This is a genomic window from Paraburkholderia sp. SECH2, from assembly GCF_030464795.1.
GTDB lineage: Bacteria > Pseudomonadota > Gammaproteobacteria > Burkholderiales > Burkholderiaceae > Paraburkholderia > Paraburkholderia aspalathi.
Window position 1 is genome coordinate 66,703 of sequence record NZ_JALPRH010000027.1, and the last position, 14,625, is coordinate 81,327.

Here is a 14,625-nt window from a genome sequence, read left to right on the forward strand (position 1 = left end):
ACCGTAATAGTACCTTGCTCCGCCGGGGCAAGGTGCCGCGCTTGAGGCGTTAGCCGCAAGCCGGCTTGGCTTTTTTGCATGCGTCCGCAAGCTGGGGCGGCGGGTCTTTCTTGAACACCGTCTTATACGACTCGAGCACGTTCGACTGAACCACCGGCAGGGACTGCACGCCGATCCATGCCGGCGGCGTCTGGCCGATCAGCGCCTTCATCATCGCCATGGCTTCGGCCACGCCTTGATCGTACGGACGTTGCGAGCCGGTTGCCTTGAGCGGTCCGCCCTTGGCGATCTCGATGGCGGACTGAAGGCCCAGGTCGACCGTCGTGACGGGAATGTTCACGCCTTGCGCGCGCATTGACGTCAGTGTGTCGAGCGCCGGTTGATCCCAAACGGCGAACAGCCCCTTCACGTCCGGATTGCCGGTGAGGAAGTCGCCCGCGATCTGGCCCACTTTCGACGGGTCCGTAAACGCGACCTGTTTGACCTTGATGTCCGGACGATTCTTCTTAATCCAGTCGTTGACGGCCTTGGTGCGTTCCGTCGTGCTGAAGTAATCGACGCCGAAGTTCACGAGCCCGATCGTCGCGCCCTGCGGGACGCACGAGGCGAGCACTTTCGCGGCGATCTGGCCGTTGCCTTCGCTGTCGGCGGAAATCATCGCTGCGTATTGTTCAGGATGCTTGAGGCCAGTTGGCACGTTGTCCATGAACACGAGTTTGATCCCCGCCTCGGACACTTTCTTGTAGGTGGCGGCCGTGGCCGTGCCGTCGACCGGAATGGAGATGATGCCGTCCGGGTGACGCTGAATGGTGTTCTCGATGTCCGCGATCTGCTTGTCGACCTGGTATTCCGCCGAAGCCGTGCCGATTACTTCCACGCCGTATTTTTTGAGCGTGTCCGTGATGCCTTGCACCTGCAGTTGCGACCAGTCGAGATTCATGGTCTGCATCGAAATGCCGACCTTGAATTTGCCGGCCTTGATTTTGGCGATGTCGGCGTCGCTCAGCTTCACGGCATCCACTGAGGCCGCTTTTTCGCCGTTCGGCCCTTGCCCGACGATCGTCTTCGGTCCGATCGAACCGGCCGGCAAGCTGGTCACGCATTGCGCGTAGGCTCCCGATGAAGCCAGCGCCAGGACGGCCGCCGCCGTCATGAGAGTGGGTAGAACACTTCCTGAGCCACGACGATGTTTCATGATTCTTCTCCGTTGGTCTTCATGTTTGTGTTACGTCTCCTGCCATTCACGAACAACGCGGGCACGTGACATTTCGCGTGATCGACGTGCTTGCCTTATTTCCCTGGCTACTTCCTGAATCACTTCCTGGTGAAGGCCACAGCCGCGACGATAATCGCGCCCTTGATCACCAGTTGCAGCGATGAGCTGACGCCGAGCAGCACCAGCCCGTTATTGAGCGTGCCTATGATGAGGCTGCCGAGCAGCGTGCCGAGCACGAAGCCGCGGCCGCCGAACAGACTGCAACCGCCGAGCGTCACAGAAGCGATCACATCGAGCTCGAGCCCTTGCACGACATCGGGCCGCGCCGCGTGCGAGCGCGCGGCGAGCACGAGCGCTGCAAGCCCGGCCAGCGCGCCGGTGAGAATGAAGGCGAGGGTGGTCACGCGCCGCGTGTTGATGCCGGAGTAGAGCGCCGCAGTCGGATTGCCGCCGGCCGCATAGATCTGCCGGCCGAACACGCTGTAATGCAGCAGCAGGATGCCGGCGATCACGGTCAGCACCGTCCAGATGATCGGCACCGGCACACCGGCAATATCGCCCTCGCCGAAGATCGAGATGAACGAGTCGTTGGTGATGATCTCGGGCCGTGTTGTCGTCACCATCAGCGCGAGTCCGCGCGCCGCGCTCAAGGTTCCGAGCGTCACGAGGAACGACGGAATGTTCAGCCGCGTGGTCACGACGCCATTGATCGCGCCGACGATTGCACCGGTGCCGATGCCGGCAATCGCGCCGATGATCCAGCTATCGCCGACATGCGACATGGCGAGCGCCGCGGACATGCCCGAGAGCGCCAACGTCGAGCCCACCGACAGATCGATCTGCCGCGCAATGATCACGAATGTCATGCCGATCGCGACGATCGAGACCAATGCGGTCTGCCGGCCGATATTCAGGAAGTTGTCGATGGAGAGAAACCACGGCGAGGCAAAGCTGAACACCACCAGCAGGATCGCGAACGCGCCGTAGAGTGCATAGGGCCGGTCGCCTTGCAGGAGGAGTTGCGCGAGGCGCCGCATACGGCTCTTCTGCGGTGGCGATGCCTGCCGTTTGGCCGTCAGCGGCGAGACAGAGTCGTTCATTTTGTGTGCGCCCCGAAGGAAGTCCCCTTGGGGGACTCGAAGGACGTCCCCGCGGGGGACTCGATGGAAGAACGGGACAGTTGAATCAGGTGATGAAGCGCTTCGGCGTTGGCGAGTTCTGCGCGCTCTACGGTCTTGACGATCGAGCCGTCCGCGACGATCGAAATCCGGCCGCACAGGCGCAACAGTTCATCGAGGTCCGAGGACACGACGAGCACGGCCGTGCCCGCTCGCGCGGCGTCATGCACTACGCCGTAGATCTCCTCGCGTGCGCCGACGTCGACGCCGACAGTCGGTTCGTCGAGCAATAGAAGCGTGGGGCGCGGATGGTTCCACTTCGCGAAGACCACTTTCTGCTGGTTGCCGCCGGATAAAAACTTGACCGCGGTCGAGGAGCCGGGCGCCTTGACTGCCAGCTCTTTCATCGAGCGCTTCGCCTGGTTGACGGCCGCCTGGCTGCGCAACCATCCCCAGCGAGAAAATTGCGGCAACCGCGGCAAGGTCAGGTTGCGTTCGATCGAATGATCGAGAACAAGCCCTTCAAGATGACGATCTTCGGGCACCAGCGCTATGCCGAGCTGGATGGCCTCGGCGGGTGTGATACGAGAGCGCGATTGACCGCCGATCTCGATGGCGCCCGCTTCGATTCTGCGAATGCCAAAGATGGTTTGCAGAATTTCCGTGCGCCCACTGCCGATCAATCCCGCAAGGCCATGGATCTCGCCAGGACGAATCGTGAGGTCGACGTCGTGAAGCCTGTCATTGCTCACGTTCGACAATTTGAGAACGGGTACAGCGGCGGCATTGGACGTGGTCGATGTTTGCGCTCCAACAGCGGATTCATCGCCGGTAGCGCCGACGGCCGTCCTCTCCCGCGCCTGCAACGCGGCATGGCCGGGACCGACGATCGCCGCGACCAACTGCTTCATATCGGTTTCCGCCGTCGAGAACGTGCCCGCATTGGCGCCATCGCGGAACACGGTGACGCGCTGCGAAATACGAAACACCTCATTCAACCGATGTGTCACGTAGATCACGCCCACGCCACGATTCGTGACCGCGCGAATCGCGTCGAACAGAATCTGCTCTTCGCCGCCCGTGAGCGCAGATGTGGGTTCGTCGAGGATCAGGACCCGCACGTCGCCCATCAGCGCCTTGCAGATCTCAGTCATTTGCCGGTAGGCGAACGGCAACGCGCCAACGGCGGTGCGCGGGTCGAGCGGGATGCCGTGCGAGCGAAGAAATTCGCTGACCGTCGCCATGAGCTGGCGGTTTTTCACAAAGCCGAGGCGTGTGCGAGGCTCGCGCCCCAGCATCAGATTGGCGCCGACCGATAGCGATTCGACGAGGCTCAGATCCTGGTAGACCACGGCAACGCCCGCTTCACGCGAGCGCGCCGGCGACTCGAACGCCACTGTCTGGCCATCGATCTCGATGACGCCGTCGTCGTAGGTGTGAACGCCGCTGAGGATCTTGATCAGCGTGGATTTGCCCGCGCCGTTTTCGCCGAGCAAGGCATGCACTTCGCCGGGCAACACATCAAGGCTGACGCCGCGCAGCGCCTGCACGCCACCAAATCGCTTGGTGACGCCCGCAACACGGATCAATGGAACCTGAGGCGATGACGCGGCCGCGACCGCAACCGGCTCACTCATCTGGCATGTCTCCTTCGTCAAGACGACGACATTCTTTTCTTTGTATGTGGTGCTATCGGCCAAAGCCGTGTTGTGATCTTCGCATCATGAATATGGTGCGTCAATAACATTGGCGGCGCTCGCAGCGCTTGAGTGGCTGCTTATGTGATGATTGAAGCGTAATACTTGTTATGATTCTATCAATCGTTGTAGCATAAGTGGGAACAAATTGTCGGCGGCTGTTGTGCGCCGCATCAAATTTTCGGATGTCTTATGCCTGAAGCCCCTGTGCTTTCTTCTTCGGTCGTCGCGCTGCGCGGCGGCCCGCTCATTCACCCGGTGCGCAACCCGGGCATGCCGTTCGACGCATCCTGGCTGGACGGCTTGCGCGTCAACCAGTCGGCGGTCGAACGGCGCACGGCGACCCTTGCCACGCGCCGTACCGTCAAGAAAGATGCGCAGGCAGCGTGGCTGCTGAAGGCCGTCACCTGCATCGACCTCACCACGCTCAATGGCGACGACACCGAAGGCCGCGTGCGCCGCCTGTGTGCGAAGGCGCGCCAACCGGTGCGGGCCGATCTGCTCGAAGCGCTCGGCATCGCGCCGCAAGGCATCGCGACGGGCGCGGTCTGCGTCTATCACCGTTTCGTCGCGGCGGCGGTGGACGCGCTGCAGGGCAGCGGCATTCCGGTCGCTGCGGTATCGACAGGATTTCCCGCCGGGCTGATTCCGCATCCGCTGAAGCTGAAAGAGATCGAGGCTTCGGTTGCGGACGGGGCGCAGGAAATCGACATCGTTGTCACGCGTGAATATGTGCTGACCGGCAACTGGCAGGCGCTCTACGACGAAGTGCGCGACTTCCGTGCAGCCTGCGGCCCCGCACACCTGAAGACGATTCTGGCGACCGGCGACATCCGCACGCTCTCGAACGTGGCGCGCGCCGCGATGGTCTGCATGATGGCCGGCGCCGACTTCATCAAGACGTCGACCGGCAAGGAAGGCGTCAACGCCACGCTGGATGTCTCGCTGGTGATGGTGCGCATGATTCGCGAGTACCAGGAGCGCACCGGCGTGCCAATTGGCTTCAAACCGGCCGGCGGCGTGTCGAGCGCGAAGTCGGTGCTGTCCTATCAGATCCTCATGAAGGAAGAGCTCGGCCGCCCGTGGCTTGAACCTGAGCTGTTCCGTATCGGCGCCTCGAGCCTGCTGGCCGATATCGAACGCCAGCTCGAACATCACGTCAGCGGTCGTTACTCCGCTTTCAACCGTCACCCCGTAGCCTGAACAGAAGACCGATCCCATGAGCGTAGCCGAGTATTTTTCATCGATGGAGTACGGTCCCGCACCCGAGGACGATCAACCCGCGCGCGCCTGGCTCGCGCAGCATGAGGCGAGCTTCGGGCATTTCATCGGCGGGGCGTGGCATGCGCCGGCCGCCGGTGAGCACTTCGTTTCGCACGCACCTGCAACAGGCGGCCGGCTCGCCGAGATCGCCCAGGGCGATGCGGCCGACGTCGACGCGGCGGTAGCGGCCGCGCGTGCCGCGCAGCCGGGCTGGCTCGCGCTTGGCGGCGCCGGACGGGCACGGCATCTGTATGCGCTTGCGCGCATGGTCCAGCGCCATAGCCGCCTCTTTGCCGTGCTCGAAGCGCTCGACAACGGCAAGCCGATTCGTGAGACGCGCGATATCGACGTGCCGCTGGTCGCGCGGCACTTCCTGCATCACGCGGGTTGGGCGCAGTTGCAGGAGAGCGAATTCGCCGACTATGCGCCGCTCGGGGTCGTCGGGCAGATCGTGCCGTGGAATTTTCCGCTGCTGATGCTCGCGTGGAAGATCGCACCGGCGATCGCAACGGGCAACTGCGTCGTGTTGAAGCCGGCTGAATACACGCCGCTCACCGCGTTGCTGTTCGCCGAACTCGCTCATCGAACGGGGTTGCCGGCGGGCGTGCTGAACGTCGTCACCGGTGATGGGCGCACGGGCGCCGCGCTCGTCGAACATCCGCGGGTGGACAAGATCGCTTTCACGGGATCGACCGAAGTCGGGCGCCTGATTCGCGCGGCCACGGCCGGCACGGGCAAATCGCTGACGCTCGAACTTGGCGGCAAGTCGCCCTTCATCGTGTTCGACGATGCGGATCTCGACGGCGCCGTGGAGGGTGTGGTTGACGCGATCTGGTTCAACCAGGGGCAGGTCTGCTGCGCTGGCTCGCGACTGCTCGTGCAGGAGGGGATCGAAGCGCGCTTCATTGCGAAGCTGAAGCGCCGCATGGAAACGCTGCGCGTCGGCACGTCGCTCGATAAAAGTATCGATATCGGTGCGATTGTCGATCCGGTGCAGCTCGAACGTATCGAGTCGCTGGTGGAAACCGGCCGGCGCGAAGGCTGTGCGGTGTGGCAGTCACCCGATGCGACGATGCCCGCCGGCGGTTGCTTCTATCCGCCCACGCTCGTCACCGGCGTGGCGCCGGCATCTACTCTCGCGCAGGAAGAGATCTTTGGACCGGTGCTGGTTGCGATGAGCTTTCGCACGCCGGATGAGGCGATTGCGCTCGCCAACAATTCGCGCTACGGACTCGCCGCGAGCGTGTGGAGCGAAACCATCGGCCGCGCACTCGATATCGCGCCGCGCCTCGCGTGCGGTGTCGTATGGATCAACGCGACCAATCTGTTCGATGCGGCGGTCGGCTTCGGCGGGTACCGCGAGTCGGGCTATGGCCGCGAAGGCGGCCGTGAGGGCATCTACGAATATCTGAAACCGCGTGCCTGGCTCAATCTTGCTGTCCGTCAGCCTGTGTGCGCTGAACAGACGGCAGGCGCAGGCGAGCGCGATCCGTTGTCGAACGTCACGCTGATCGATCGCACCGCGAAACTCTTTATCGGCGGCAAGCAGGTGCGTCCGGATAGCGGCTATTCGCTGCCGGTACACGCGCCGGATGGGACGCTAGTCGGCGAGGTGGGCGAGGGCAACCGCAAGGACATTCGCAACGCGGTCGAAGCGGCGCGCGCGGCGCAGAAGTGGTCACAGGCGAGTACGCATAATCGTGCCCAGGTGCTGTTCTATCTCGCTGAGAACCTTGCCATTCGTGCGGACGAGTTCGCGCGGCAACTTGTGACGAGAAACGGCGCGACGGAAGCGGCAGCGCATGCGGAAGTCGAGGCCGCGGTGGCGCGTCTCTTCACGTACGCGGCGTGGGCCGACAAGTTCGACGGCGCCGTGCATACGCCGCCGCTGCGCGGCGTCGCGCTGGCGATGCATGAGCCGCTCGGTGTGATCGGCATTGCCTGTCCGGACGAAGCGCCGTTGCTCGGCTTCGTCTCGCTGGCGGCGCCCGCATTGGCCATGGGTAATCGCGTGGTGGTGTTGCCGAGCGCCGCATGTCCGCTTACGGTGACCGACTTTTATCAGGTAGCCGAAACGTCGGATGTGCCGGCCGGTGTGTTGAACATTGTCACCGGTGAACGTGGCGCGCTGTTGCCGGCGCTGGCCAAACACGACGACGTCGATGCCGTCTGGTGTTTCGGCAACGCGGCGGATTCGACACTGGTCGAGCGCGAGTCGATCGGTAATCTGAAGCGTACGTTCGTCGATCACGGCCGCCAGTTCGACTGGTTCGACCGTTCGAGCGAAGGCCGGCAATTCCTGCGCCAGGCCGTCCAGGTGAAGAACATCTGGATACCGTACGGAGACTGATTGAAAGTCGGCGCTTACGCCTGAACACCCTGCACGCCAACCAGAAACTGGAGGAGACAACGTGCTGAAGCATCTGGATCTGCAATTGAACGCCGCGGTGCTGCGCGCAATACATGCCCCGCACGCATGCCTCACGATCAACGCGCCTCGAGGGGAACGCGAATGAACACGTCTTTGCAAGGAAATGGGCGTGTCGTCATTCTCGGCATCTACGTCACCGACCTGACGTTTCGCGCCGGGCGTATGCCGCTGATCGGCGAGACGATTGCCGGTACGGCCTTCGCGATGGGGCCGGGCGGCAAGGGCTCGAATCAGGCGGTGGCGGCGGCGCGCGCCGGCGCTGAAGTGGTGTTCTGCACACGCATCGGCAATGACGCGTTCGGTGAGATTGCGCGCGCCACATGGGCCGCTGAAGGCATCACGGCACGCGCCTCAGTTGTCGAGGGCGTGTCCACGGGCGCCGCGCATATCTTCGTCGATGACAACACCGGCATGAACGCGATCATCGTCGCCTCCGGCGCGGCAGGGACGATGGAGGCCGCCGACGTCGACGCGATCGAGGCCGATATCGCCGCTGCGCGCGTATTCGTCACGCAACTCGAACAGCCGCTGGCTGCCGCGCGCCGCGGGCTCGAAGTGGCGCGCCGGCACGGCGTCATCACCGTGTTCAATCCGGCGCCCGCCTTGCCGCTCGACGACGACATCTTTCCGTTGTGCGACTACATCACCCCGAATGAAACCGAGGCCACCGCGCTCACCGGCGTGCCGATCGCGAATGCCGACGACGCGCGCCGTGCCGCCGACGTGCTGCTCGCCAAAGGTGTCGGCGCGGTGATCGTCACGCTGGGGGAAGGCGGCGCGCTGCTGCACTCGGCAAGCCAATCGATACTCGTGCCGGCCTATCACTGCGGCCGCGTGGTGGAGACCGCCGGCGCCGGCGACGGCTTCACGGGCGGTTTCGCGGCGGCGCTTGCACGCGGCGACGACGCCGTCTCAGCGCTGCGCTTCGGCTGCGCGCTCGCGGGCATTTCCGTCACACGTCCGGGCACGGCGCCTTCCATGCCGACGCTTGACGAAGTGAACCGCGTGTTGAGCCAGCCGACCGAGGCCGCCTCGCCGCTGTCCTGACCGTTCGCGAAGACTGAAGGAGATCGTGCTCACCATGAAGTCCTCGTTCACCGCTGGAAAAATGTTCGGCGACCGGCAACTGAATTTTCTGCTGATCGTCAATGTACTCGTCGTGCTGGTCGCGACATGGCTTTCTCACGGGCAATTCGTCGACATCGACAATCTGCAGTCGATGGGCGGGCAGTTGCCTGAACTCGGCCTGCTCGCACTCGGCATCATGTTGTCGATGGTGTCGGGCAATGGCGGGATCGATCTGTCAGGTGTCGGGCTCGCGAATCTGTCCGGGATGGTTGCGGCGCTCGTCGTGCCGCACTTCGTCAACGGCGACGATTCGCCCGCCCTCTACACGTCGCTCTTCTGCGTCATCGTGGTGGCGATGGGGCTGCTCGGTGGCCTCCTGAACGGCGTGGTGATCGCACGCCTTAAGCTCACACCGATTCTCTGCACGCTCGGCACGCAGTTGCTGTTCACGGGCTTTGCGGTGGTGCTCAGCAACGGCGCCTCGGTGCATGTCGACTATGTCGACCCCTTGTCGAATATCGGCAACGGCACGGTGTTTCAGGTGCCGATCGCGTTCTGCATCTTTATCGCGGCTGTGATCGTGCTCGGTTGGTTGCTCCGACGCAGCCCGTTTGGTCTGCGCCTCTATCTGATGGGCACCAACCCCAAAGCGGCGTTCTATGCGGGCATTCCGCGCGCTCGGATGCTGATCACGACGTATGCGATGTGCGGCGTGCTGGCGTCGCTCGCTGGTCTGATCAGCGCGACCCATACGTCCAGTGCGAAATGGGACTACGGCAATTCCTATCTGCTGATCGCCATTCTGATCGCGGTGATGGGCGGCGTGAATCCCGCCGGCGGTCACGGCCGCATCATCTGCGTGTTCTTTGCCGCAACCGTGCTGCAGTTCCTCTCGAGTCTGTTCAATCTGCTCGGCGTATCGCAGTTTTTCGGCGATTGCGCGTGGGGATTTTTGTTGTTGCTGTCACTCGCGTTTGCAGGCGGCGAGCGGGTGCGGGCGATCTTCGGTTTTGGCGGCGGCGGCGGTGGCGGTGGCGTGAGTGCTAGTGCTGCAAGTTCCGGCACAGTCCCGAAACGTTAGCGCGACGCTCAGACTTAAAAGGCATAACCCAGGTTTCAAATCCAGGTTTCAGTACGCGGCGGACAACGAGCCCTGACTGTCCGTGATGGTGAAGTAGGGCGACATCGAACTACATCGAAGGATAAAGGAGACATCGCATGAAATTGACTCGACTGGGTGCCGCGCTCGCGGCAGGCGCTCTTACCGTAGGCGTGATCGCCGCTGCGCAGGCTGCAACCAACGAGACTATCGTCACGGTCGTCAAGGTGACCGGTATCAACTGGTTCAACCGGATGGACGACGGCGTCAAGCAATTCGCGAAGGACAACCCCGGCGTGAACGCATATCAGACCGGCCCGGGCCGCGCGGATGCGGCACAGCAACTGAAGATCATCGAAGATCTGATCGCGAAGAAAGTCACGGCGATTGCCGTGGTGCCCTACGATCCGCCGACGCTGGAACCGGCACTGAAGAAGGCGATGGATCGCGGCATCAAGGTGGTGACCCATGAGGCCGACAACGCGAAGAACACGATGGTCGACATCGAAGCATTCGACAACACGGCCTACGGCGCCGGCCTGAACGAGCGCCTCGCCTCGTGCATGCACGACGACGGCAAGTGGGTGGCGCTGGTCGGTTCGCTCGGCAGCCGCTCGCAGGTGCAATGGGCCGACGGCGGCATCGGCAACGCCAAAGCCAAATATCCGAAGATGGATCTGGTCGAACCGAAACTCGAAACCAATAACGACGGCGAGCGTGCCTATGAAGTCGCGAAGGAAGTGCTGCGCAAGCATCCGGACCTGAAGGGCTTCCAGGGCTCGTCCTCGCTCGACGTGATCGGCATCGGCCGTGCGGTGGAAGAGGCCGGCATGCAGGGCAAGATCTGCGTCTACGGCACGGGCCTGCCGACGGAAGCCGGCAAGTTCCTCGAGAGCGGCGCGATCAACGGCATTGCGTTCTGGGATCCGAAGCTCGCAGGCATTGCGATGAACAAGGTCGCGCAGATGCTGATCGACGGCAAGACAGTTGAGAACGGCGCCGATCTCGGCATTCCGGGCTACACGAAGGTCACCGTTGCTAAGGGTCCGGGCAAAGGGATTATCGTGCGCGGCCAGGGCTGGGTGAATGTCGACAAGTCGAACTACAAGCAGTATCCGTTCTGATTGGTTTTTTGCTTCATGTGTCACGGCGTCCCCCTCGGGGGACTTCCTTCAAGGCGTGCCCGTGTGGACACGCCTTAACTTGCGACTCACCATCATGAATCAGGACGTATCGTCTTCGCAGCCGCAGTCCGATACCTCGCAGCCGTTTCTGCAGGTGGTCGGCGTGCACAAGCGTTTCACCGGCGTACATGCATTGCGCGGGGTGAGCCTGTCGTTCGAGCGTGGTCAGATCTATCACCTGCTCGGCGAGAACGGCTGCGGCAAGAGCACGCTGATCAAGATCATTTCCGGTGCGCAGCCGCCCGACGAAGGCGAACTCGTGATCGAAGGCGTTCGGCATGCACGGCTGTCCGCATTGGAATCGCTGGCGGCAGGCATCGAAACCGTCTATCAGGATCTCTCGCTGCTGCCCAACATGAACGTGGCGGAAAATGTCGCGCTTACCGCAGAGCTGGCCACGCACGAAGGCCGGCTTGCGCGGACGTTCGACCGGCGCGCACTCGCGCGCACGGCGGCGCGTGCGCTGGAATCGGTCGGCTTGCCCGGCGACGCCGAGTTTCAGGCGACCCTCATCGAGCAATTGCCGCTCGCCACGCGTCAACTTGTCGCGATTGCTCGCGCAATTGCCAGCGAGGCCAAGTTCGTCATCATGGACGAGCCCACCACGTCGCTCACGCAGAAAGAAGTCGACAATCTGATCGCTGTGCTCGCTAACTTGCGCTCGCAGGGCGTGACGGTGCTGTTCGTGAGCCACAAGCTCGACGAGTGTTATGCGATCGGTGGCGAAGTCATCGTGTTGCGTGACGGCCAGAAGATGGCGCAAGGACCGATCGCGCAATTTACCAAAGCGCAGATCAGCGAACTGATGACAGGACGCCATCTGACGAATGAGCGCTATCGTGAAGGCACGTTGGGGCAAGATGTCGTACTCGACGTGCGCGGCTTCACGCGTACGGGGCAGTTCAACGACGTGTCGTTCCAGCTGCATCGAGGCGAGATTCTCGGCGTTACCGGTTTGCTCGATTCGGGGCGCAACGAACTCGCACGCGCACTCGCGGGCGTTGCGGCGGCGCAATCGGGGCAGGTGTTGCTCGACGGCAAGGCGATTGCATTGCGCACGCCCTCGGACGCGAAACATCATCGTATTGGCTATGTGCCCGAAGACCGCCTGAACGAAGGGCTGTTTCTCGACAAGTCGATTCGCGACAATGTGATTACCGCGATGATCTCCAGCCTGCGGGACCGCTTCGGCCAGATCGATCGCACACGCGCGCAGGCGCTCGCGGAACAGACGGTGAACGATTTGCAGATCGCGACGCCCGGCGTCGACAAACCCGTGCAGTCGCTCTCGGGCGGCAACCAGCAGCGCGTGCTGATCGGCCGCTGGCTCGCCATCGATCCGCGCGTGCTGATTCTGCATGGACCGACGGTCGGCGTCGACGTCGGCTCGAAAGACATCATTTATCGCATCATGCAGCGCCTGTCGAAACGCGGCATCGGCATCATTCTGATCAGCGACGATCTGCCCGAGCTGCTGCAGAACTGCGATCGCATCCTGATGATGAAGAAGGGGCGTGTGGCCAGCGAATATCAGGCCGATACGCTGAGCGAAGCTGACCTGTATCACGCGCTGCTTTCGGAAGCCGCATAAAGGACGCCGATACCCATGAACTCGCGGATCCCTTCGCGCATGAACGAAACCATGACCACCCCGACCGTTGTCGAAGTCGCACCCGAGGTCAAGCCGCCCACCTTGCGGGCCAGGCTTTCGCGCAACCCCGAATGGTTCACGGTCGCGTTGATCGCGGCGACGTGCCTGATTGTCGGCGCGATCAATCCACGCTTCTTTCAACTGGCGACGCTATTCGATCTGCTGCATTCGGCTACGACGATGTCGCTTTTCGCGCTGGGCACGCTTGTCGTGCTGGCGTCCGGCGGCATCGACGTCTCGTTCACGGCAATCGCCGCGCTGACAATGTACGGCATCACCAAGGCTGTGTTTGCCTGGTGGCCGGACGCGCCGTTCGCGCTGATCCTGATCACCGGCGCGCTGGGCGGCGTGCTGCTCGGTCTGATCAACGGCCTGCTGGTGCATCGTTTGAAAGCGCCTTCGCTGATCGTCACGATCGGCACGCAGTATCTGTATCGCGGCCTGCTGCTGACGTTTATCGGCACGACGTTCTTCATGAACATTCCGCACAGCATGGATCACTTCGGCCGGATTCCGCTGTTTTTCTATCACACCAACGAAGGCCTGCGCGCGGTGTTGCCTGTTTCGGTGCTGGCGCTGGTGGCGGCCGCCGGCGTCACGTGGTGGCTGTTGAACCGGACCATGATGGGACGCGGTGTCTATGCAATGGGCGGCAGCCTCGCGATTGCCGAGCGGCTCGGCTATAACCTGCGCGCGATCCATCTCTTCGTGTTCGGCTATACCGGCATGCTCGCCGGCATAGCGGGCATTCTGCATGTATCGAACAACCGGCTCGCGAATCCGTTCGATCTGGTGGGTTCGGAACTCGATGTGATCGCCGCAGTGATTCTAGGCGGCGCGCGCATTACAGGGGGGACGGGTACGGTGGCCGGCACGTTGCTCGGTGTGGTGCTGGTCACGTTGATCAACAGTGTGCTGATTCTGGTTGGCGTGCCGAGCACCTGGCAGAAGGTGATCATCGGCGCGTTCATTCTGATCGCCGGGACGCTGTTCGCATTGCAACGCAAAAACGGATAACTGAAGGCCGGTCACGCCGGCTACCCGACAGCGCAACCGCGCGCCTCTAGCGCATTCATTTGCGCTTGCGGTGCTCCTGGCCTTTCTCAGTGATGATGGAATCGAAGTCGTCGATTTGCGAGAAGCGCACCGCCTTGACGACGCCGAACTTGCTCTGATCCACGACCAGATGCCGTTCGACGGCGCTTGCCATGGCCGCCTGCTTGAGCGCGACTTCGTGAAAGTTCCAGCACGTCACGCCGCGCGCATTATCTACACCGCCCGCGGAAATGAACGCCTTGTTGATGCCCATGCGCCGCAGCATCTCCAGACTCTCTTCGCCCGCAAACGAATCTGACGAGGGCACGTAGACGCCGCCCAGCAGAATCATCCGGACATTCGGCTTGCGCCGCAAAATCTCCGCCACATTCAGCGAATAACAGACCACGGTGACGTGACGTTCGAGCGGAATCAGGCGCGCAAGCGTAGTGAGCGTCGTGCCGCAATCGATGAAAATGGTTTCGTGGTCGACGACAAGTTTCGCCGCATGCGCGGAGGCCTCCGCCTTGGCTTGCGCGAAATGATCCTTCTCTTCTTCGAGTGAATAGCCTGCGTTATTGGGTACGTCGGTCGCGCTGACGATGTAGCCGCCGAGATACGTAAATCGTTCCGGACTGCCTGCGATATCGCGCCGGACAGTCATCTCCGATACGTCCAGCAGGCTGGCGGCGTCGCGCAGGCGCATCACGTTCTGCTTGGCCAGCGCATCGGCGAGGGCGCGGAGGCGGTCGGGTTTCAGCATGGAGGTCCTGTCGCGCAGTGTGGGGCGCAGTGTAGAGGCGCGTTATGTTTTGTTCGCGTTGATGAGAGGATTATAACAAGAGCTTGTCTGCGCGGCGAGC

General features: G+C 62.6%; 11 protein-coding genes. 7 read left to right on the forward strand and 4 right to left on the reverse strand.

The window, feature by feature from the left end; genetic code table 11:
* Nucleotides 1–49 precede the first annotated feature (49 nt).
* The 3 genes from M0D66_RS31525 to M0D66_RS31535 form a co-directional block, all read right to left on the reverse strand.
* Nucleotides 50–1,195: a substrate-binding domain-containing protein gene (locus M0D66_RS31525; protein WP_266212501.1), complete on the reverse strand. Its 1,146-nt coding sequence runs from the start codon at nucleotides 1,193–1,195 to the stop codon at nucleotides 50–52.
* 119 nt (nucleotides 1,196–1,314) lie between these two features.
* A complete protein-coding gene (locus M0D66_RS31530; protein ID WP_054038800.1) occupies nucleotides 1,315–2,316 on the reverse strand; it encodes an ABC transporter permease in 1,002 nt (333 codons plus the stop codon).
* Nucleotides 2,313–3,971, reverse strand: coding sequence for a sugar ABC transporter ATP-binding protein (locus M0D66_RS31535; protein WP_266212502.1), 1,659 nt, complete (start codon nucleotides 3,969–3,971; stop codon nucleotides 2,313–2,315). The genes M0D66_RS31530 and M0D66_RS31535 overlap by 4 nt, the downstream gene beginning before the upstream one ends.
* Before the next feature lie 252 nt (nucleotides 3,972–4,223).
* Here M0D66_RS31535 and deoC point away from each other — a divergent pair, with 252 nt between their 5' ends.
* From deoC to M0D66_RS31570, 7 genes are all read left to right on the forward strand, one after another.
* Nucleotides 4,224–5,234, forward strand: coding sequence for a deoxyribose-phosphate aldolase (gene deoC, locus M0D66_RS31540; RefSeq protein WP_266212503.1), 1,011 nt, complete (start codon nucleotides 4,224–4,226; stop codon nucleotides 5,232–5,234).
* Between the two features lie 16 nt (nucleotides 5,235–5,250).
* A complete protein-coding gene (locus M0D66_RS31545; protein WP_266212504.1) occupies nucleotides 5,251–7,644 on the forward strand; it encodes an aldehyde dehydrogenase family protein in 2,394 nt (797 codons plus the stop codon).
* Between the two features lie 162 nt (nucleotides 7,645–7,806).
* A complete protein-coding gene (rbsK, locus tag M0D66_RS31550; RefSeq protein WP_266212505.1) occupies nucleotides 7,807–8,772 on the forward strand; it encodes a ribokinase in 966 nt (321 codons plus the stop codon).
* Nucleotides 8,773–8,806: 34 nt separating this feature from the next.
* On the forward strand, nucleotides 8,807–9,874 hold the full coding sequence (locus tag M0D66_RS31555) for an ABC transporter permease (RefSeq protein WP_266212506.1): 1,068 nt from the start codon (nucleotides 8,807–8,809) through the stop codon (nucleotides 9,872–9,874).
* 137 nt (nucleotides 9,875–10,011) lie between these two features.
* The gene (locus tag M0D66_RS31560) at nucleotides 10,012–11,016 is read left to right on the forward strand and encodes an autoinducer 2 ABC transporter substrate-binding protein (protein WP_093632922.1); all 1,005 of its coding nucleotides are present in this window, start codon (nucleotides 10,012–10,014) and stop codon (nucleotides 11,014–11,016) included.
* A 94-nt stretch (nucleotides 11,017–11,110) separates the two neighbouring features.
* A complete protein-coding gene (locus tag M0D66_RS31565) occupies nucleotides 11,111–12,667 on the forward strand; it encodes a sugar ABC transporter ATP-binding protein (RefSeq protein ID WP_200651552.1) in 1,557 nt (518 codons plus the stop codon).
* Nucleotides 12,668–12,682: 15 nt separating this feature from the next.
* Nucleotides 12,683–13,744, forward strand: coding sequence for an ABC transporter permease (locus M0D66_RS31570; protein ID WP_093632920.1), 1,062 nt, complete (start codon nucleotides 12,683–12,685; stop codon nucleotides 13,742–13,744).
* Between the two features lie 55 nt (nucleotides 13,745–13,799).
* On the opposite strand, the gene M0D66_RS31575 is transcribed toward M0D66_RS31570, so the two are convergent.
* A complete protein-coding gene (locus M0D66_RS31575; RefSeq protein WP_200621356.1) occupies nucleotides 13,800–14,525 on the reverse strand; it encodes a DeoR/GlpR family DNA-binding transcription regulator in 726 nt (241 codons plus the stop codon).
* Nucleotides 14,526–14,625 lie beyond the last annotated feature (100 nt).

What these genes read in the sequence shown, in the direction of transcription:
- M0D66_RS31570 (WP_093632920.1), top strand. Translation starts at nt 12,683, where the DNA reads ATGAACTCGCGGATCCCTTCGCGCATGAACGAAACCATGACCACCCCG.
- M0D66_RS31530 (WP_054038800.1), bottom strand. Translation starts at nt 2,316, where the DNA reads ATGAACGACTCTGTCTCGCCGCTGACGGCCAAACGGCAGGCATCGCCA.
- M0D66_RS31535 (WP_266212502.1), bottom strand. Translation starts at nt 3,971, where the DNA reads ATGAGTGAGCCGGTTGCGGTCGCGGCCGCGTCATCGCCTCAGGTTCCA.
- M0D66_RS31575 (WP_200621356.1), bottom strand. Translation starts at nt 14,525, where the DNA reads ATGCTGAAACCCGACCGCCTCCGCGCCCTCGCCGATGCGCTGGCCAAG.
- deoC (WP_266212503.1), top strand. Translation starts at nt 4,224, where the DNA reads ATGCCTGAAGCCCCTGTGCTTTCTTCTTCGGTCGTCGCGCTGCGCGGC.
- M0D66_RS31525 (WP_266212501.1), bottom strand. Translation starts at nt 1,195, where the DNA reads ATGAAACATCGTCGTGGCTCAGGAAGTGTTCTACCCACTCTCATGACG.
- M0D66_RS31545 (WP_266212504.1), top strand. Translation starts at nt 5,251, where the DNA reads ATGAGCGTAGCCGAGTATTTTTCATCGATGGAGTACGGTCCCGCACCC.
- M0D66_RS31565 (WP_200651552.1), top strand. Translation starts at nt 11,111, where the DNA reads ATGAATCAGGACGTATCGTCTTCGCAGCCGCAGTCCGATACCTCGCAG.
- M0D66_RS31555 (WP_266212506.1), top strand. Translation starts at nt 8,807, where the DNA reads ATGAAGTCCTCGTTCACCGCTGGAAAAATGTTCGGCGACCGGCAACTG.
- M0D66_RS31560 (WP_093632922.1), top strand. Translation starts at nt 10,012, where the DNA reads ATGAAATTGACTCGACTGGGTGCCGCGCTCGCGGCAGGCGCTCTTACC.
- rbsK (WP_266212505.1), top strand. Translation starts at nt 7,807, where the DNA reads ATGAACACGTCTTTGCAAGGAAATGGGCGTGTCGTCATTCTCGGCATC.